The 18,987-nt window shown below is 52.9% G+C and carries 13 protein-coding genes; 7 read left to right on the forward strand and 6 right to left on the reverse strand.

Annotated elements, in window-relative coordinates; genetic code table 11:
• Positions 1–478 precede the first annotated feature (478 nt).
• From dnaN to SH527x_RS15130, 3 genes are all read left to right on the forward strand, one after another.
• Positions 479–1,591 (forward strand): DNA polymerase III subunit beta, encoded by a 1,113-nt coding sequence (gene dnaN / locus SH527x_RS15120; protein WP_437191515.1) that lies wholly within the window; start codon positions 479–481, stop codon positions 1,589–1,591.
• Positions 1,592–1,679: 88 nt separating this feature from the next.
• Positions 1,680–2,024 carry a DUF721 domain-containing protein gene (locus SH527x_RS15125; RefSeq protein WP_437191516.1) on the forward strand — a complete coding sequence of 115 codons (345 nt, stop codon included), beginning with the start codon at positions 1,680–1,682 and terminating at the stop codon, positions 2,022–2,024.
• Between the two features lie 249 nt (positions 2,025–2,273).
• Positions 2,274–4,775 (forward strand): DNA gyrase subunit B, encoded by a 2,502-nt coding sequence (locus SH527x_RS15130; RefSeq protein ID WP_437191517.1) that lies wholly within the window; start codon positions 2,274–2,276, stop codon positions 4,773–4,775.
• Between the two features lie 141 nt (positions 4,776–4,916).
• Here SH527x_RS15130 and SH527x_RS15135 read toward each other — a convergent pair whose 3' ends face one another.
• Together SH527x_RS15135 and SH527x_RS15140 are read right to left on the reverse strand one after the other, a co-directional pair.
• On the reverse strand, positions 4,917–9,110 hold the full coding sequence (locus tag SH527x_RS15135) for a hypothetical protein (protein ID WP_437191518.1): 4,194 nt from the start codon (positions 9,108–9,110) through the stop codon (positions 4,917–4,919).
• A gap of 473 nt (positions 9,111–9,583) precedes the next feature.
• Positions 9,584–10,237 carry a CHAT domain-containing protein gene (locus SH527x_RS15140; RefSeq protein WP_437191519.1) on the reverse strand — a complete coding sequence of 218 codons (654 nt, stop codon included), beginning with the start codon at positions 10,235–10,237 and terminating at the stop codon, positions 9,584–9,586.
• Positions 10,238–10,819: 582 nt separating this feature from the next.
• Between SH527x_RS15140 and SH527x_RS15145 the strand changes: the two genes are divergently transcribed.
• The 4 genes from SH527x_RS15145 to SH527x_RS15160 all read left to right on the forward strand — a co-directional run bounded on the left by SH527x_RS15145 (position 10,820) and on the right by SH527x_RS15160 (position 12,884).
• The gene (locus SH527x_RS15145; RefSeq protein WP_437191520.1) at positions 10,820–11,383 is read left to right on the forward strand and encodes a hypothetical protein; all 564 of its coding nucleotides are present in this window, start codon (positions 10,820–10,822) and stop codon (positions 11,381–11,383) included.
• A gap of 53 nt (positions 11,384–11,436) precedes the next feature.
• Positions 11,437–11,841 carry a hypothetical protein gene (locus tag SH527x_RS15150; protein WP_437191521.1) on the forward strand — a complete coding sequence of 135 codons (405 nt, stop codon included), beginning with the start codon at positions 11,437–11,439 and terminating at the stop codon, positions 11,839–11,841.
• A 61-nt stretch (positions 11,842–11,902) separates the two neighbouring features.
• On the forward strand, positions 11,903–12,145 hold the full coding sequence (locus SH527x_RS15155) for a hypothetical protein (RefSeq protein ID WP_437191522.1): 243 nt from the start codon (positions 11,903–11,905) through the stop codon (positions 12,143–12,145).
• Entirely contained in the window at positions 12,138–12,884 is a 747-nt protein-coding gene (locus SH527x_RS15160; protein ID WP_437191523.1) for a hypothetical protein, read from the forward strand. The genes SH527x_RS15155 and SH527x_RS15160 overlap by 8 nt, the downstream gene beginning before the upstream one ends.
• 263 nt (positions 12,885–13,147) lie before the next feature.
• Here the strand turns inward: SH527x_RS15160 and SH527x_RS15165 are convergent, their stop codons facing one another.
• The 4 genes from SH527x_RS15165 to SH527x_RS15180 are packed head-to-tail and all read right to left on the reverse strand — an operon-like array spanning position 13,148 to position 18,974.
• Positions 13,148–15,100, reverse strand: coding sequence for a TniQ family protein (locus SH527x_RS15165; RefSeq protein ID WP_437191524.1), 1,953 nt, complete (start codon positions 15,098–15,100; stop codon positions 13,148–13,150).
• On the reverse strand, positions 15,100–16,158 hold the full coding sequence (locus SH527x_RS15170; RefSeq protein ID WP_437191525.1) for a TniB family NTP-binding protein: 1,059 nt from the start codon (positions 16,156–16,158) through the stop codon (positions 15,100–15,102). Before SH527x_RS15170 ends, SH527x_RS15165 begins: the two co-directional genes overlap by 1 nt.
• Before the next feature lie 48 nt (positions 16,159–16,206).
• On the reverse strand, positions 16,207–18,240 hold the full coding sequence (locus SH527x_RS15175) for a transposase (RefSeq protein ID WP_437191526.1): 2,034 nt from the start codon (positions 18,238–18,240) through the stop codon (positions 16,207–16,209).
• Complete coding sequence (locus tag SH527x_RS15180) at positions 18,135–18,974, reverse strand: TnsA endonuclease N-terminal domain-containing protein (protein ID WP_437191527.1); 840 nt, start codon at positions 18,972–18,974, stop codon at positions 18,135–18,137. The genes SH527x_RS15175 and SH527x_RS15180 overlap by 106 nt, the downstream gene beginning before the upstream one ends.
• Positions 18,975–18,987 lie beyond the last annotated feature (13 nt).

Raw genomic sequence — 18,987 nt, forward strand, 5'->3', positions numbered from 1 at the left:
AAACACCTCGTCCGCCCATCTTCCGGAACCAGGTTGCGGACATGTTGCTTGTAATTTACTGCGACACCGCGCAACTTGATCATCGAGACGCTTTTCATCAGGTTTTGGAAATCGTTGATTCAACCGCCTGCCCACCAATGAAACAGAGTCAAATTGACGTCGATAACGTGTTTGAAATCCGTGGAGAGTTTGTGCACGAGTTTCGGGCGGCTTTTCCGTGCAAATTTTCGGGTGTTTGAAACTCAAATTCTGTACACAAGTTCTCCGCAGTTTCTCAACGATTCATGAACGGGATATCGACGCGAGTTTTCTGATGTGAGAAAATCGTAAACTTCTATCTTTCATCGAGTTGTGATACAATCAAAAGAACAATCCACAGCGAACACCGCCTTCTGATAAGAGTAATGCTACCTTTAAATCATTGGAGAGGCTCCCAGGGGAGCCAAGGTCATGCATTGTTCAAAGAGCACACACCGACATGAAACTCAGCGTCCCGAAGAACGTACTGCAATCAGCTTTTTCCATCGTGAGTGGTGTCGTTCCACAACGCTCTCCAAAAGAAATTCTGCGGAACGTCAAACTGACGCTGAATGACGGCAAAGCAACCTTGCTTGCAACCGACGAAGAAGTCGGGGTTCGGTATGAACTCGACGGAATCGTGTCTGACTCTGCCGGTGAAGCCTTGTTACCAACACAACGCATCACAGCCATCCTGCGTGAAGTCCAGGACGACACGATCCAGATTGAAGTCAACGAAGACGCACTCTGGATTCGAACCTCACAGAGTGAATTCCGTCTGAGTGTTGAAGATCCGGCGCAGTTTCCGAACGTGGCGAAGTTCGAAGACCAGAATTATTACGTTGTCACCGGGAAGACATTCAAACAGGCGATTCAACGCACCATCTTTGCGACAGATGTTGAAAGCACTCGTTACGCACTCGGGGGATTGCTCGTTGAAGTCGACAATACCAATCTGACTCTCGCTGCCACCGATGGACGCCGTCTTTCCGTGGTGAGAATCTCCTGTGCTGCTCACGGAGTATCGGGTGAAGAGATTGGTCGACCTGTCGTTCCTGCCAAAGCGATGTCTCTGATTGACCGGTCAATTCATGATGACGATCAGGAAGTTCATCTCGCGATTCACCCGCACCATGTTTTAATTCAGAGCGGTAACTCGACGATCTACTCGCGTCTGGTCGAAGGCCGATTCCCGAAGTATCAGGACGTGATTCCTCAGGGATCGACAGCAAAGATCGAGTTTGTTGCTGGCCCGTTCCTGTCTGCAGTTCGTCAGGCAATGATCGTGACGAACGATGAAAGTCGCGGGGTCGACTTCTCGTTCCAGAACGGAACACTGACTCTGACAAGTCTTGGTCAGGATGTGGGAAGTTCCCGAATTCAGATTCCGATCAGCTTCGAAGGGGACGCCATTAAAGTGACGTTCGATCCCCGATTTGTTCAGGAGTTCCTGCGAGTCCTCGATTCCGCTGGACCTGTGACACTCAGTCTGATCGACGGCAACAGTGCGGCTGTGTTCTCTGTTGAGGACAACTACACCTACGTCGTGATGCCATTGACCAGAGACAATTAACCTGAAATGGTGGAGTCGGATTGAACGCTGATCGGGTTTCAGGAAGAGCAGGGGATTGCTGCTCACAGATTACCAGACAGGAAGCGTCATGAGTCCGGTCCCAGGCGAACGAGACAGGCCCTACGACACATCTGAGCCAGAAAGCTTGGGCAGTGTGTTGTCGAGCCTGTTTGCATTACGGGGGTATGGCCGATCTCAGGGAGACAAGCAGTTACAGGACCAGTGGAAGAAGATTGTTGACGCAGAGATCGCGTCTAAAACAAAAGTTCTAAGCCTCAGGGCAGGGATTCTGCAGATTGGCGTCGCTAATTCTTCCTTGCTGAGCGAACTGGCTTCGTTTCACAAACTCGAGCTCTTAGACCGAATCCGCGAAAGTGGAGAGTTTGGACGCATCAAAGATTTGCGATTTAAACTCCGTCGGGACATAAAATAACGCTCTCTTGTGGAACACTGAGCTGCTTTACTCCGTCTGGACGCCCATTTTGTCGGTCTGGATCTGTCTTCGGGCTTATTCGATCTGACTGAAGGTTCGAGCGAAAGCAAGTTTTTTGCTCCCTTTGAGTTCTGTTCGTTCTCGGTTCTGCTGGAAGCGGAAAACAGCAGCGAACTGATACTGACCCCAAAGGGAAGAATTCGCTACAATGGGAATTCGAAAAAACGACACTTCACGGCAGAAGTTAAGATGAGCGACAAAAAGAAATCTGACGATTACAGCGCCGATAAAATTCAGCATCTGGAAGGGATCGAAGGGATTCGACACCGACCTGCGATGTATATCGGCGGAACTGACCTCTCAGGTCTGCACCATCTGATTTACGAAGTGACGGATAACGTGCTCGATGAGTACGCGAACGGCTATGCGACCGTCATGAACGTGAAGATCAACGGGGACGGATCTGTCACCGTCAGTGATGATGGTCGCGGGATTCCTGTCGACTTGATGAAGGAGAAAGGGAAGCCGGCGATTGAAGTCGTCTTCACCGAGATCCACGCCGGAGGAAAGTTCGACCGGAAAGCCTATGCCGTTGGGACCGGGGGACTTCACGGGGTCGGTGTCACCGCTGTGAATGCCTGTAGTGAGTGGCTGGAAGTCGAAGTTTGCCGTAACGGCTTCAGCTGGACCATCGGATTCGCCAAAGGTCGCCTGGAAACTCCACTGGCTCAAGGAGCCCCGACTGAAGAGACCGGAACGAAGGTCACTTTCAAGCCGGATGGAACCATCTTTCCAAACACGACATTCAACTACGACGTTGTGCACAAGCGCCTTCAGGACTGTGCATTCTTGAATGCCGGTGTGAGGATTAATCTTTCTGACGAGCGAACCGGACAGTCTGACACCTTCTTTTATGAAGACGGACTGGCAGAGTTTGTGAAATGGATTAACCGAACTGAAACCGCATTGCACTCTGACGTCATTCGCGTCCGGGGAGCGATTGAGACTGTTGAAGTCGACATTGCGATGCAATGGAATGAAGGCTACTCGGAAGCAGTTCGTTGCTTTGCGAACGGGATTTCCAACTCGGAAGGGGGCTCGCACCTCTCCGGGTTCAAAACCGCCATCACGCGAACGCTGAATAATTACGGCAAAGCGAACAACCTGTTCAAAGACATGAATCCGGCCGGGGATGACTTCCGGGAAGGATTGGCTGCCGTTGTCACTGTGCGTATTCCGAATCCACAGTTCGAATCGCAGACGAAAATCAAGCTGACGAACCCTGAAGTGGAAGGTGCCGTCAACTCCGTCGTTGGTGATGTCCTCTCGAAGTACCTCGAAGAGAATCCATCGATCGCCAAGAACATCTGCCAAAAGGGATTAAGAGCCGCTGAAGCACGCGAGGCCGCTCGACGTGCCCGCGATATGGCTCGCAGCCAGAACCGTGTTTCTGGTGGAGGATTGCCAGAGAAGCTGCGTGATTGTCGTAAACACGATCTCGCCACTTCTGAACTGTACCTGGTGGAAGGGGACTCGGCCGGTGGATCCGCCGACCAGGGACGGGATTCGTTGTACCAGGCGGTCCTGCCGTTGCGAGGTAAGATTCTCAACGTCGAAAAAGCCCAGCTGATCAAGGTGCTGGCCAACACCGAAGTGACCGCTCTCTTCAAGGCAATCGGAATTGCTCCGATGGCTGAAGAGATCGACATTGCCAAGCGTCGTTATGGGAAGATCATTCTCATGACAGATGCCGATGTCGACGGTTCTCACATTCGTACGCTGCTGCTGACCTTCATCTTCCGTCACATGCGGGAACTGTTGAAGCAAGGTTGCGTCTATGTCGCTCAGCCGCCTTTGTATCGCGTGATGTCGAAAGGCAAGCGTAACCAGAAGCCACGGTACGTTCAGACTCATCAGGAGATGATGGGCGAACTGTTGGACCTCGGTCTGGAACCTGCAACGCTGATTCTGTTTCCTCGTGAAAGTTTGGTCAAAGGCCAGTCAGTTGGAACACTCGAGCGTCGTGAAATTTCCGGACCACAGTTAAGGGAACTTGCACTCGCTTTAAGTGTGATTGAAGAACCACTCGAAGCATTGGAACGACGCGGAATTTCTCTGCGACGCCTGGCAAGTGAGCACGCAACACCAGAAGGGTTGCTGCCACGATACCGAACCATCAAAGGGACAGACGAACGTTGGTTCGCGACCCGAGAAGAGATGGATGCGTTCCTTGCGGCTCAGAGTAGTCAGGTTGTTCTCGAAACAAAGCCGGTTGAAGGTGCAGAGGCCGAGAGCAGTGACGCTCCTGTCGTTGAATCGATTTCCAAGGCAGACCTGTTTGAGGTCCGTACTGTGAATCAGGTTCTGCGAGAGTTGCAGGAGAAGTTCCAACTCTCCCTGAACGATCTGCTTGTTGCAGGCATGAAGAACGCCGAGCAAGTCTATCCGTACGAGGTGATCGGCCACGACACTCCTAAGCGTCTGCTGAGCTTGCGTGAACTGGTTGGCACATTGCGGGATCTTGGGGGCAAAGGCCTCATTCGTACCCGGTTCAAAGGACTGGGCGAAATGAACCATGACGAGTTGGCGGATACAGCAATGGATCCAAAGACGCGCCTGTTGAAAAAGGTCACTCTCGACGATGCAGCGTCAGCGGAAGAAATCTTCCGAGTGCTGATGGGCGACCATGTCGAACCACGCCGCGAGTTCATCGAGAAACACGCTCTCGACGTCAAAGATCTCGACGTTTAATCCCACTGAATGGTGTCTGACATAATTCCTGTCATTTCTGACACAACGCTTGGCCAAAACTGACAGAATTATTGTCACGGTTGCGAAATGTCCGTGCCAAATTTGGCACGGACGAAGGTTCAAACACCGTCGAAGTGGTTTTCACAATGAAGCGGCGATGGGGCTGCGATCACTACAGCCGACGCAGGTGGTTCGTTTGAGGCCATCCATGACGGCCAGCGCGTCTTCGCTCGATAGATTCGTTTCGATTTTCTTGAGCTGACAATACCCCTTGAAGTCGGAAGGAGAGGTCCAGGCTCGACTTGGATCCTTTCTGTCGCTCAGATCCATAGTGACGGCAATATGACGGCAAAAGAACCGCTGTTCCGAGTGCATTTGCACGATAGAGAGAGCTTCGGCTGCAACATTGAGACGACGATCCTCAGGCACATTGAACTGTCGCATGATCGATTCAGTCAGATCTGCGACATCCGGCAGGTTCGCAATCGATTCCCATGATTCATGCTCAGCGTCCTCGACATTCTTCATTATTGCCATGACATGATCAGCCGGGGCAAGTTTATGAACTACGTCTTCGCTGATGTCTGGGAGAGTCAACAAAGTCGCCCTCAGAGCTGTTTCACCTTCACCATCGTTAAGCGATCTTAGAATCGCTATCAATTCGGATGCAACTGGCAGAACCTGTTCAGGTGCGTTTTCATCTGCATAATGCAGGCGATCAATCAGAACATCCGCCGCTGTCCGCACCAACTCTCTAGCGATGTCCTGGCATTGTTCAACGATTTTGATGGCGGCCGACGATTGAAGAAGAGTCTTTGCTTTCCCATCCATCGCAGCCAAAACGACGCCCACTGACTTTGGATCATTTCGTCGAGAGTCTATCAAGGAATCCAGCTCCACACAGAAGGCTCGCATTGCCGCTAAAGATACGTCAAATTGCTGACGCTGCTGTTCTTTTGTCTGGAAAGGTCCTACCAGCTTTGACTCCAGGAGGACACAGCTTTCCCGTAAATTGCGAACAATACTGAGCTGCTTGGCGATCAAAATGGTTGCCAACAGCATCTGCCGCGTTGATATCACAACAGACCGATTTTCACAAAGCGTCTTACAGTCGGTCCGCAGTAATCGATCTACCACCTGAGTCTGAAGGGCGCGATCTTCAGAGTTGATCCCGATAACGAAACATTTCGACAAAATGTCAGCTGCGCAGCTCGGGAGAATATCATTGATGTCTTCCGTGAGCGGCAAAATCACCCTTACGTCGGAGATGTCCACAACACGCTTCTCGACGATTCTAGTTAGATTAATCAGTTCTTTGATTGTCGGTGCGACTAATTCCGACGGATTCGAAGCGACAGTCAATGTTTCTGCCGTCTCTTTGCATGCAGTGACAACGTCGTCGAGCTGTGCAGGCAGGTGCATCGAAAGGATCTTCGGGATGAGGCTTTGTCGGCAGATCTGAGCGATTGAAGAGTCTCTGGACAAATTCGAAATGCTCGCTACCAACCCGACTAAGATCTTTGTATCCATCATTTTTGCGGCAACCTCCGCCACTCGCCCCAATCGTGTCAGCGAAGACCTAGGTCGGTCAGTGATTGAGGAACGAAGTATTGCTATTTCGCCGTTGTCGTCTGCAATTTGAAGTCGGCTCCAAAACGCATCAAGCCACTGAATCCGCTCATCAATATAGTCAGCTGCAATGGAGGTTTGCTCAATTGCGACGAGATATCGTAGTTGCCAGATGAGGATTTCTTGTAAATCTAATCTGTCTGCCTTCCCTCGCCAGATCAGCCAATAGCGGGACAAATCCTCAGCAAACTGAAACACTCCTGCTTCTATGGCTGCACTGTAAGCGGAATCGAACGAATCTTGTTGCCCGTCAATCCGACCGAGGAGTGCACGAAGGGCCTGTAGAAGTGCCTGGCTCGCAGCCGACTTGGGGGACATTTCGACCACCGATTCAATTGCTTCGTGAATCGGTTCCCGCTTGGTAGAAATGGCATTAGGACCAGTGATTCCCGACAGAAGCCTCTGAAGAAGATAAGATTCGGCTCCCTGTCGTCCCGCACGAAGCTGTTGTGGGCAGTCGATATCGATGTGATCGAAATACTCCACTAAGGCGACAACAGCAGCAGTGAACTGCTCAGCTTCAACTAAGGGAATGACCTTAACCAAATTGATAGCAGGGATTTTGAGACTATCGGGCGTGAGCTTGTCCGCATGATCAAAATACATTGCTGCGCGATGTGGCGATCCGAGCTTTGCTGCGAGCGTGGCGAGTGAAAAGGGAGTCGCGACCGGTTCCATGGCCTCGGCTAGAGGGTCCTCGTCTTGCATTCCAATTGTGAATCCAGGCTCCGGCCGCGGTGCGTCAATGGGGGCATCGCCTGCGAACATTCGAGCCAAGACTGCGACGTTCGCCCAAAATGTCTTTCGATGATCCCGTGGCCCCAAGAGGTCGTAGCAGCGATAGAGCAAGCGTGCGGCACGATGAGGTCTGCTGGCATTGAAATAAAGCAGTGCTGCTTCCACAAGCAGGCGTCGATTTATGTCGTTACGCACAGTGAGGCCATCATCATTTTCCGCCAGTTCGACAGTCTCGGTGAGGAGTTGGCCTGCTTCCAAAGGTCGGCCCAGCCTTGCGACGCAAACAGAGAGTGAAAGCCGACTGTCATACAGCAGCGGATCATCATTAACGTCCAGTCCATCGATTGCTTGCTTGTAAATCGATTCGGCATCTGCCCATTGGCGCAGGCATCGAAATGCGTCTGCGGCATGGTGCAGTGCGATTGAATAAAGCGGATGATCTGTGCGGATCGACGGTGCTACGATCGATTGAGAAGACTTGAGCGCCGCATCGAAGTCACGAAGCTCATCAATTTCCAACCGGACAACGATGCACCGTAGAATACCGGCGAGTGCTGGATGCGACTCGCCCTCGCAGTAATCCGCTGTTTCTCTGAGATCAGAGATGAACTCTGCCATGGAGCCACTGACATGACGACGTGTCGCGATCGACAAGGTCGTGTTCCAGACTCGAAAGCCCTCATCGGTCTCATCGCCCCAAGTTGCCGATTGTGGAATCGCCTGCAACCATGATCGAAACGCATTGACGTCAAATGTGCTCGATTCAACAAGTGCCTGTTGAACGAGACCAACAGCAATGTTTCCGGGCGCGCCATCGACACTCTCATCAAAGAATAGGTTACTTAATCGATATGCAGTTGTTGTGTCGCCAAGGCTGCTCGCCATTGAGAAATGAATTCTCTTGGCAGCATCAATAGCGTCTGCACCAGCTGCGCTTGATCTCTCGCCATGCTCGATGAGATTGTCGAGTTGTTGAGCAGTTTCCGAATCAATCTCTATGATTCCGCGAAGCCCCACCAAGGAATAGATAGTCCAGAAGCTTAGGAGAGATTCGATAACTTCGTCGTAATGCTGAATTGACTTGATGAGATCCAGTACGCGTGACCGCACATAGTTGACCAATCCCGCGTCTCGTTGCACCAATCCTCCAATTAAGAGGAAACGTGCGTACTGGATGGCATCTGCATCGCGTCCAGCCGCCTTGAAGTGAAAGACTGCATCACAAAAATCTGCAGCAGAGACACCTTCGCCTGTTTTTGTTGTCAGCACTTCGCCCGCTGCAACATGGAGAGCTTCATTTGAATAAGTTGGCGTTCTCGCAAGTTCACCACAATACAAAGAGGGGACACGATATTCGTTCGCAGCAATTTCTTCGAGGCGGCGGACGACGAGGCTATGCCACTGCTGCGACATTAATTGACCCAGACCGGTCGTCAGTTTTTCAGCTAACGCCTCCGCGCGACTTCTCGTTACGTTTGAAAGGCAAACGGCAATAGGTGGCAATAGTTTATGTTCTTCAGGACTCAAGGATGCTAGAAAGCCAGCGATCAATGCATTCTGAATGGCTCCTGCAGAGTAATCCGCTGCAACAAGACGAGCCTTAGATTTTGCAGCGTTCCCTTCCGTAACGACACGGATTAATTCAGCGCGTATGAGGCCAACGTGTCCATGTGTGCGTGTTTTCAAAAGTTGCAAGTAAGCATCGGATAATGAGCAGGTGGCAAATCTCTCAAGCTGAACAAGGTTGGCAAGCTCGCCTGTAGATAGCCCCGGCATCGAAAGAAGTGGTACGCCAACACGCGCCAATGCCTGACGGAACTCTGGATCGTCAACGGCAACCAGGAGAATTCGCAAATCTGGTATCGATTCGGCCTCATAGACAATGCGTTTAAGAAGATCGAAGTGTCGAATTCGCTGTGCTTCATCTAGAACGATCGTCAGTCGGACATCACCTTGTCGATTTCGCAATGCATGAATTGGATCTAGACTATCTGACCGACATTGTTGGCAGATGGCCCTTGTCAACAGTAATTCGATTTCCGCCGCTGCGGTATATTCTGGAATAGTCAACCAGAGGGATTCGTTGTTCGACTTTGCCACATAATCGCGGGCGGCGGCGGTCTTTCCCGCCTTAGGGTAGCCGATCAGGCAAATGGATTTATTATTTGAAAATGACTCATTGAGAGCATCAGAAACAGTCGGTCGGTCAACATGCTCTAATAGTTTCGGAGGAAGGTTTAGGTCTAAGGTCGAGAGTTGGACACGTCCCGGAACTCCAAATTTCTCTGCACTTTTGGCAAGACCACTCGCAATTTGATCTATGAATGCAGGATAAACAATCGGGGTTCTATCTGAGTCAGCGAATAGTTGGTGCTCGCTCGTCGAATGAGATGAGCTGAGTCCATTTGCCTTTATGCCCGCCAGCTTGCCAGCTGACGGGCCTAGAACGGGTCCGGGCGATCCCCCATTGCCAAGGCTTCGGGGAATTCGGTCAGTTGCTCGCGAGAAGATGATTGGGCTACCAGAATGACCTCTGCGGGCTTGACTGTCTGACGGTTGTACAACTTGGCGAGCGAAGTATTCGTACCGATGCCGGCAATTTGGACAAGGGCTAAGTCGTAAGCATCCTGAACAGACCGCCCATAACCGAGCGCTTCGTAAAAAGCAGCAGAGAATGCGATCGCGGCGGCGTCATTGATTTTATCACTCATTCCCACTGCGCAGTCGATTACACTTACAATTGCTTCTGCCTGCAGTGCCGAATCGCAGGCATTGAGCACGACGACGCGGACGTTGTCTTTCAGAACGCGGAAGATGTTCGCCAGCGTATTGGGTGGAACGACTTGACCTGTTCCGTCGATTCCGGTCAATGCAATCCCATTTGCGGCACCGTGACCGCTAAAATGAACCACATCCGGCTTGTGGCGCATGAGCAAGCCGGGGATGTCTTGTAGCCGTACTGCGCCGTGCTTAATCAGTTCGACGTGATTGCGATGTTCCGAGCTACGAACTTTTGCATCGATGGCCCGAAATTCTTCGTCGATATTCAATACAGCGTCAACTGGATTCGCCGACAGCAGCAACACTTTGACCATTTCAACTCTTCTCCTCTAACCTTTGTTTGGATTCTTTGAATCGTATCGCCTTTGCCGCCGCCAGACCACAGCAAGGATGGTCTTGAATTTCATCCGGGAAACTCTGTGTGCGTCTGTTGTGGCCCCAGAGACAATTACAAATGCTGATAAAGATGGTGCGGTTATTTCTTTGATTGGGACGATGAATCGCCGTCAGTCCGTTGCCGGAGCGATGGACGGTGTCAGTGTCCACCCTGTTGTTTGTCAAACGCTGATAGGTTGTCGATATCCATCTGCGCAAGTTACCTCGCCCGTAACGCTAGTCCCGCCGCACGTGGCCCATTGGCATGTCGTGGTCAGCCTGGGGGGCTATGCCGGTACAGTGTGGGCATCCTGTGCGATGGTGTAAAAGATCCTGAAGCAGAGGCCGCCTCGATCACGTCGAACCTGGGAGCTGTCAGACGATTTCACCAAAGGTGCTTGACTGTTGCGCGAGGTTCGTGATAGCCGGACTTTTTCGTCTCCTGGCGCGTGAGCTATTGCCAGTTTCGCCCGCCCCTTGACAACCTAGACATTCGAGCAGTAGTTGAGATTGGATCGAAAATGGACGTATTCCCTCCGCAACCGGTGCCACTTACCGCCAAAGAACAGGAATTTGTCGGGCAGATTGATTTTGCCCCAGACCACATGCGGCTACATGGCCGCTTCTATGAAGTGCTGGAAACGTCCTGCCAATTGGCGGCCATGCTCGCGACGTCGCTATTCGAGCGGAAGGCGATTCCAGAAATTCGCCTGCGGTACTTCTTGGATCCGGAATTCAATGGCGGGAATACAAGGAAGTCTCGAAAGGAAATCTTTGAGTCGAACGGGACGCGAGGCAATGACATTCTCTCGCACGGTCATTTCTTGCCCTACCTGCATTACTTCATCAACGGGCCAAAGCTTCCGAAATCCACGATTCAAGGCTATTGCGACATTTTGAACCATGAAATTCTGACAACAGGTATGCTTCAAGACCGTTTGCGGAAGTATGTCCGATCCGAAACTCGCAAGCTTTCCTTTGATCGTCCGGAAGCCGGTGAAGAGTTCTTCAAGTTGGCGATGGAATGCGGACAAGATATTGGGATGGCCATGAGTATCCGGGAAGCGGCAAAATTAACCCGATGACGCGCAACAGGATTCACCATACCGAGGAATGTTCTCTTGCACGGAAGGAATCAATGTCAAATCGAAAACGGAATTGGGTGGACTATGGGAACGTTAATGAACGGACGTTACGCAAGCAATCATCGGATTCCCGTAGGCCACCTGGAACCATTGGATTCGCGAAGTTCAATTGGGATGACTTTTGGCAGAAGCATCTTGAAATGTCGTTTAATGAATCCACGCAAGACGCATTCGGCCGTTACGAGATTGAGGCCATCAAGGGCCGGGATGATTGCCTGAAAGCTTTGCAATGGCTTATCGATAATAATGGTGATTGCAAGTTTGCAGCGGTTGAATTCGGCGGGACTTGGATGATGCTGATTAAAACAAGCGCCGACCGCCCACTCACTACAGGTAAACGCGATGTCTTGGAAGAATCGCTTGGCGATAGGCTGGACTCCAACGGCATCGATACATGAATCCTCTATTGCCTTTTTCGGCCAGACAGGTAAAAGGATTGTAAACCTGAAAGGAATTCCCATGAGCGCAGAACGGATTATGACCGGGTGGCAAGTGGCCGCCCCTGGAATTGAGCATTACGTTGTCTTGAGGGCGGGCGCGTCCGAGACTCACGGAACCGCCGTCATTGGCGATAATCGAATCGGCTTTGTTCCAGCTACGTTCGATGCCAATGGTATCTTGGAATGGTTCGGAGAATTCTTCCGGACGTTCGCCGAAGCGATGGACGCATTCCCAGCAGGTGAACCGCATGCTTATGGCTGATGAATTCGTTGAAGGCCTGATGCGGGACTTCGGGCGCTATCTGGTTTGTCTGGCCTATTTCCGCAATGTCAACCCCAAAGCCGACTTTCATCCCGGGGTCATCCTGGAGCTTGCCGGGAAATGGTGGTTTGCTACGGCGGGCCATATCTTCCACGACCTGGAACGTTGCAGAACACGGTACAACGTCATTGCGGAAGACTTCCGGTTGATCGACCATTTTGGCCACGGGTCAGACCGCCAAGGGTACATTCCGTTCGACTTCATGAACGCCCGCAAATTCTACGAATTCAGCAATGAACGGCGGATTGATTGGGGAATTGTCGAGTTGGACGCCCATACGGTCCGTTTGCTTCAAGCGAATGATGTCGGGATGCTGACTGAATCGGAATGGAGCAAACACAGCAAGGAGCATGAAGGATATTTCATGCTGGGCTTTCCTGCCGTATCACACAACGTCACAGCCACGGAATTCACGATTCGGGCAAACCCCAAGACGACAGCCATTCACATCGAACGGGCTGACGATTGCCGCGAGGGGGAACATCTCCGGTTTTCTGGAAGACTGCCGAAGTGTGATATCCCCATTGAAGGGATGAGCGGCGGGCCAATCTTCGGACTCGTGGCAGACAGTGTGGAAATCATTGCCTTGCAAAGTTCATGGCTGTCTGAATCGCAAACGATCTTCGGAACCTTTCTGACCACACTAAGCAAGCTCGCAGAAGTTCGGATTCAAGCTTGAGCCGTGGTTGGTGCCTGGAGTTGAAATCGAATCCGACTTGTGAATGCTTCGGCAATACAAAGCGGAACCGCCCACGTGAGACGACCGAGGATCTCGCTTGCGGTATCTGTGCGAATGACAGGCTTATCCGCGTTCAAGCAGTGCTTCGGTGTTCACGACCGACTCACGAAACGAAAATTTGACGGGTATATCTTCATCCATCGTCTGATAGGTAAAAAATGCGAGGCCAGCCCGACCATCATAAGATGGTCGGGCTGGCCTCGTTATACGGCTCTGGTGATGTTTTCAGTATCGGCGATAATATCTTTGATGCACAATCGCTCGACATCGTCCCGCAGAAAAACGGACGCACCCGCTCCCTCATGGCTGCGTTTGCTGTAGATGGCAGCAATCCGATTGGCTTCCTCCCAGCGAGACAGGGTCGTGCGGCTGATCCTCAGAAGGGCACAGACTTCATCCGCCAGACAGTAGGTCTTCCGGAATCGTTCGACCTCGTCCGGCATCACGATCAGTATCCGACCATGTCGTCTCGCGGCCAGCAACCCAGCCGTAATCCATTTTTGCAGCACGATGGCCTTGAGAGGACGTCCAAGGATGAGCACTTTGGAGAGTCGATGAACCGCATAACCCGCCTCCGCGTTTTGTCGCGTCTGGACCTGTTCCTGATTCGATTGCAGATCATTGTGGTCAACCAGGATGGAGCCCAACACGGATGTTTTGTTTGACCGACAAGCTCTAACCCGCCCCGATCGCACCAACTCCAGAACGACAGCCAGAGTGAACCCGCTCTTCCCGAATCGTCTCGTCGTCTCTCGGAGCGTCAGCCAAACAACCGAAGTTCCGGATCGAATCGGTAGATGTTGCACGACAACTTCCCAGCCCTCAATTGTTCCCTTCGGAATCAGCCAACCTTTGGCGGTTCGAATGGCCTTCCATAGCAAATTTCGATGAACCATCTCCAGGATCGCATGTCGTCCGATTCCCAGTCGCTTTGCAGCGACAGGAACTGTAACTGACGAACTCAACTGTCGACGCAACCCCTGCACCGACTCCAGGCTAACGATACCGACCGACCGTCCGCGCATCCCGGTAGGGCGAACCGCTCCATCGAGTAGTCCTCGCTGAATCAGATCGGCAACCGCTCCATGTCGAACGCCCAACTGCTTCGCGGCCTGAGTTTGCGTCAGCCAGGGACGATCTTTCATTCGGGTTTTAGCGGTTCCCTGGAACAGGCAAACCTTGGATGTCAGGTGTCCCAAAGTGTATCGCTCCAGAAGATATTGACGAAGAACCTTCGCAGGAGGGGGGTAACCCATGTCTTCCAACCATTTTGCTTCTCGCAACAACAGTCCGAATGAACGGCTCACACCGGTGGATGTCAGCCGATGCTTGGCCACCGTCTGGAACACTTCCAGAAACTCCTCGAATCGCTTCGGCCAGTGAACCAGCATCTCAGCAGCCGCCAGCCAGGCCAGACGTTGATCGGACATTTCTTCCGAGATCTCATCGCGCTCTCGCAACTGGGCCAGCCAAGGTGGAGTTCGTATCACGGCACTGGCCAGACGTTCCATCCACCAGAACAAGGCTGCCGTCGACATGTCCGGAATGGATTGCGATCCTCCCAGCAACCAGCCCTGCACGTTCTCACTGAGAGACTGCAGGTGAACCGGGATTACAACTTGCTGAGTGTCCGTCAACAATTGACCACAGCGGCAACGCCAGATATCTAATCGTGTCGAGGACAACGGCCATCGACAATCGGGACAGCGATCGATGGTTATAGCTCTGTGAACCGAACAGATCGGCAGCGGAGTAAAACTCCACAACAGTCGCTCATAAACAGATTCTGCTCGAAGACATTCCGGACATACCGGTGATGTCCCACGCCGAAAGAACCGTAGGATTGTTTTGGAGTCACAGACTGCCGGACTCGATTCATTCGGTCGAACGATCATCAATTGTTCGGCAAATCGATGAACCGTCGACTTGAGCAGTTCTCTGGTAGAAATGCCGAACAACTCGCCCAGTCCTTCCAGTACCGGCCCCTGGCCCATGTGATTGAATGACGGGGGCACTTCTCCTCGCTCACGGACCAACGCCGAAATTCGTCCCAGACATTCGTATCCCATCGCCAATGTGTGCCGACGGACCAGACTTTCCAGCGACTCTCCCGGAAGCAATGGTTCCCGAGTCGGGAGCTTTGATAACCGTTCCATCAGCGTCCTCCCAGGTAATCACCAGCGGTCATTGCCCGATTACGTCGATGTGCTGCTTTGGGTGTCAGCCCCACTCCTGCAGCACGAGCATCATCGGCGGGCTGAACTCGGTCGAGGGCTCCCTGATCCAGTTGACCAATAAACGGATTGGACTGTTCCAGGAGCACTCGCTGGTGAGCCAGCTTCTGTTCATAGACTCGGGCCAAGTCTTCTTTCGTGATCTGCTCACTGCGTCGTCGAAGTGCTTCGACCAGACCACCCCGAACCAGCGTCATCAGATAGTCCGGAATCCCTCGGCAGGCCAGATAAAACCGCCCTGCCAATTCCAGTTCCGCCAACTCCGAGTCCTCGGCGAGCGGCAGTGACTGATCCAGCTTTTTGAGCATTCCGCAGAACTCGCGTTTGCCAGCAGGTGTCCGCCAAGTAAAACACTTGAGTTGCAACCGTTCCTTGAACCGCCGTTCGGTGTGTTCGGCCCGAAGGACATATTCTGCTTCCGGCATCCCGCAGACCACGACCGGAATTTTCGTGTTCACGATCAGCACTTTGAGCCATTGGGCCGCCTTGGTCATCACCTTGGCCCGGTCCATGTCAAACAGGTGGTGGAACTCGTCCAGAACGATCAGTTCGACCTGGCAGCGCTGGAGCAGTTTCACGGCACGGTTCGTCAATGTTTGCACGGTTCCGCTGGACCATGCCGGATCGCCGAGTGCCAGCAGAATGTCCGCCGCAATTCCCTTCGGTCGGGCTTCCGGCTGGAGTGTGACCTTCAGCACCGGCTGCTGCGTGGCGGTTTCGGTGTCGTGAGCGGGATGTAGTTTCCGATAGTGGTCGATGACGGAGGTCTTGCCGACCCCGGACACTCCTAATAATGCGCCACATGTCGGCTCACTACTTCCGCGAATCGATTCGTGACATCGCTGCAGTAATTCGACCCCTTCCCGGAATCGGGGGTGGAGCACGATCAGTTGATTGACGGAGGCGATCCGTTCCTCTGGTGACACGGATCGCCAATGTTGACGTTCTCCAGCTTTTGGAGAATCTCGTGGTACTGCCATCTCTTTCTCCACTCTGGTGAAAACATAGTTTTGGTTTGCGACATGCAATCAACTGGCGACTTCCCAGTCGTCAACGTCCAAGTCGGAGAGATCAAGAGGCTCTTCCGGCAGCTCTTCTGGTTGAACCGGCTCCGGTGAATCGGGCAGGGCATCCACCAACGGGACTGACACAGCATTTCCCTCCAGATCCACCCATCCTGCTTCGGAGAGATTCGAATTCTGTTCCGACGAAATATGTTGGTTTAAGAACCGAGCGGCCCGCACCCGGCGTTTTCGGGACGGCTTCTTGACCGTCTGCTCGACCACGTCACGAATGGCGTTCCGGCTGGCCGCCAGGGACAGGACATGCTCCGGCTCATCAAACTGTTCCCGGACCGCTCGCCGCAGCACCTTCCACTGGTACTCGGTCATTCCCCGGAGTGCAGTATCCACAGCCTGAACCTGGATGTAGGTCTCCGTCACCGGATTGAGAACCCAGGCTTCACCCAGATCCCAGGGGTTGTAACGCACTTGAAAGCGGTCGATATCAAGATTGTTGGCGCCCAATTCTCCCCGGATCGCCATCAGTTCATCACTGGTGTAGAACATGCCGGAGAGTTCGATCCCCCGGGAGGTGACCACCCGCTCCGTCCGCCGGGCCAGCAGCACGATCAGATCCTCGGGTGAGCCCGGGAGAGATGGCGGATATTCTGCCGCACTCTCCAGCCACATTTCCCGGCGCGTCTTGTCAGACGTGGGGTGTTTACTGGCGGCATAGACGTCCACCAGGTGCAGGTGAATGATCTCCAGCAATGCCTCATAGGGAAGCATCGGCCTGTCATCAGCATTGTGATCCGCCCGTCGTTCCCAGCTCCGGAATGTTCTCCCTGGTAAAGCCGAAAGGAGTTGATCGTTGAGGTTGTCGAAGAATGACTCAACGGTCCCCTTGAAATGTGGAGTTCGTGGTGGATTGAAATCCAGTTCAATTCCTAACTGAAACGCCGCCTGTTCAAAATCCTTGCTGATCAGATCGGAACCCCGGTCGCAGACGATCCGCTCAGGGATTCCGAAACAGGGCCAGATTCCCTGAATTCGCGGGAACCTTTTCACCAAATCCGTCTTCGGCAAAATCGCCGTTCGGAGTGCCTCCATCAGCACCGCATAAGACGGCGGTTCAAACCCTAAACAGAATCCCAGCACCATCCGGCTGTAGTAGTCGATCAGGACCGTCAACCATGGCTGGCCGATTGGTCCTGCTTCGGTGCCAACCACCACTTTGAGGAGACTGTGATCGATTTCCACCCGTTCCAGGATCCGCCGTGCCAACTTCTGAGATCGAGTCGGCTGATGCTTGCGGTCGGCAATCCGTCGTCCCCAACGCGCCCGGTCCAGTTCCCAGGGGTCGATTCGTGAGATGTAGCGATGGATGGCCTGGTCCAGTGTTGTCCAGCGCGGGACCGGAATTGCCTGTCTCATTGGGGCCCGGGCGTTATGGCGTTCCAGATCGTCTATGACTCGTCGAGTCACGGCTGACACTGGACGCCGGGCGGTCGTCAGGTAAACATCCTCAACAGCCTTCTCCACAAACTGGCGCAGAACGGGATATCGTTTCAGAATGCTCGTATTCCGATTCTTTCCTCTTGCACCTCGTTTCGAAAAGCCGGGAACTAATGCCATTCGATCATGATGCGCACGAGACCACGCTTGGAAATGCCGTCGGAGTGTTCTCGCGGAAATGGACATCTCTTGATGTTGAAGCTGTTGGGATCGTAGCCGAAAGTCTTCGCCGGTCGGACGCCTCCCCAAGCAAGTGAGAGGCTCGATCGCTTCCCACCGTTCCCGAACCAGTCGTTGCTGTTCCTCTGTCAGGTCAGGGAGAACCCGGTTCTTCCTGGGTGTCTTTTGAGGAATCATCTCCTCTGTGGAAAAGGTAAGTTCTCCCTGACCATAGAGAGTGAGAATTTCCTCATCAGAGAGAGGAGCATCATTATTAAAGTTCACATCCCGGACGAGGAACCGTCCGGCGGCGAGTTGACGGAGGATGCGGAAAGGTCTTCCCTCCCGCAGCCACTGAGTCCCCACGCCGAGTCGAACGGATCCCATGGTTGAGTTCCTCCTGAATAAAGGGCTGTCGAATCGTCAATCGGTCCTGCGGCTGGATTGCAATCCAGCCGACCGACAGCGAGCAAATGAAAAAGCGTCAGTCGATGTTCGGAATCACTGATTCCTCTGATCGTCATTGCGAACTGGGCCAGCATGGCTGGTTGCGATTTTTGGTTCGCAACAAACTCCACAAGGCGATTCGCCAGTTTCGAGTCTTTTTGAGCCTGTCGGTATCGGGCCAGAAGTCGGAGATTTCGAAGCAGCGGTCTATTCAGAAGTTCCCGTTCTGTCAGGACGTGATACTCCCAACCTTGCTGCCGTGCATACGCTCGGGCGACAGCCAGCTTTCGCTGGACGATGGGTCGATTGAGCTGGGAGGAAGGTTTGACCTCCACCAGCCGCATCGATCGGTTTGTCATGCACACCAGAAAATCTGGGACGACATATGAAACAGAACTATCGACGAGTCGGCGTTTCCGTGGCGGCTTGTTCAGCAGCTGGATCTGTGGACCGGCGGAGGTTTCTCGCCAGGCATACCAGATCTGCAGGGGCTGCTCCTGAATGGATGTGACGAGGGGGCAGTTTGCCAGAATGGTGGCGACTGCCGCTTCCAGCTGCCCCTGACAGCGAATCGCCCTGCCAATTCGCGGACAGGGGACGAGCAGAAACGAGTCCGGTGTTCGTCGCCGTAAGTGAAACGTCAAAATAGAATTAGGTAATTTGTCTCCATTCATGTTCAGAGCCATT

The organism is Planctomicrobium limosum, assembly GCF_051465645.1.
Lineage (GTDB): Bacteria > Planctomycetota > Planctomycetia > Planctomycetales > Planctomycetaceae > Planctomicrobium.

Bases quoted from the DNA above. Each gene is read 5' to 3' on its own strand.
- SH527x_RS15155 (WP_437191522.1), top strand. From the start codon at position 11,903: ATGAGCGCAGAACGGATTATGACCGGGTGGCAAGTGGCCGCCCCTGGA.
- SH527x_RS15165 (WP_437191524.1), bottom strand. From the start codon at position 15,100: ATGGAACGGTTATCAAAGCTCCCGACTCGGGAACCATTGCTTCCGGGA.
- SH527x_RS15125 (WP_437191516.1), top strand. From the start codon at position 1,680: ATGAGTCCGGTCCCAGGCGAACGAGACAGGCCCTACGACACATCTGAG.
- SH527x_RS15130 (WP_437191517.1), top strand. From the start codon at position 2,274: ATGAGCGACAAAAAGAAATCTGACGATTACAGCGCCGATAAAATTCAG.
- SH527x_RS15175 (WP_437191526.1), bottom strand. From the start codon at position 18,240: ATGGGATCCGTTCGACTCGGCGTGGGGACTCAGTGGCTGCGGGAGGGA.
- SH527x_RS15150 (WP_437191521.1), top strand. From the start codon at position 11,437: ATGTCAAATCGAAAACGGAATTGGGTGGACTATGGGAACGTTAATGAA.
- SH527x_RS15140 (WP_437191519.1), bottom strand. From the start codon at position 10,237: ATGGTCAAAGTGTTGCTGCTGTCGGCGAATCCAGTTGACGCTGTATTG.
- SH527x_RS15180 (WP_437191527.1), bottom strand. From the start codon at position 18,974: ATGAATGGAGACAAATTACCTAATTCTATTTTGACGTTTCACTTACGG.
- SH527x_RS15170 (WP_437191525.1), bottom strand. From the start codon at position 16,158: ATGGCAGTACCACGAGATTCTCCAAAAGCTGGAGAACGTCAACATTGG.
- SH527x_RS15160 (WP_437191523.1), top strand. From the start codon at position 12,138: ATGGCTGATGAATTCGTTGAAGGCCTGATGCGGGACTTCGGGCGCTAT.
- SH527x_RS15145 (WP_437191520.1), top strand. From the start codon at position 10,820: ATGGACGTATTCCCTCCGCAACCGGTGCCACTTACCGCCAAAGAACAG.
- dnaN (WP_437191515.1), top strand. From the start codon at position 479: ATGAAACTCAGCGTCCCGAAGAACGTACTGCAATCAGCTTTTTCCATC.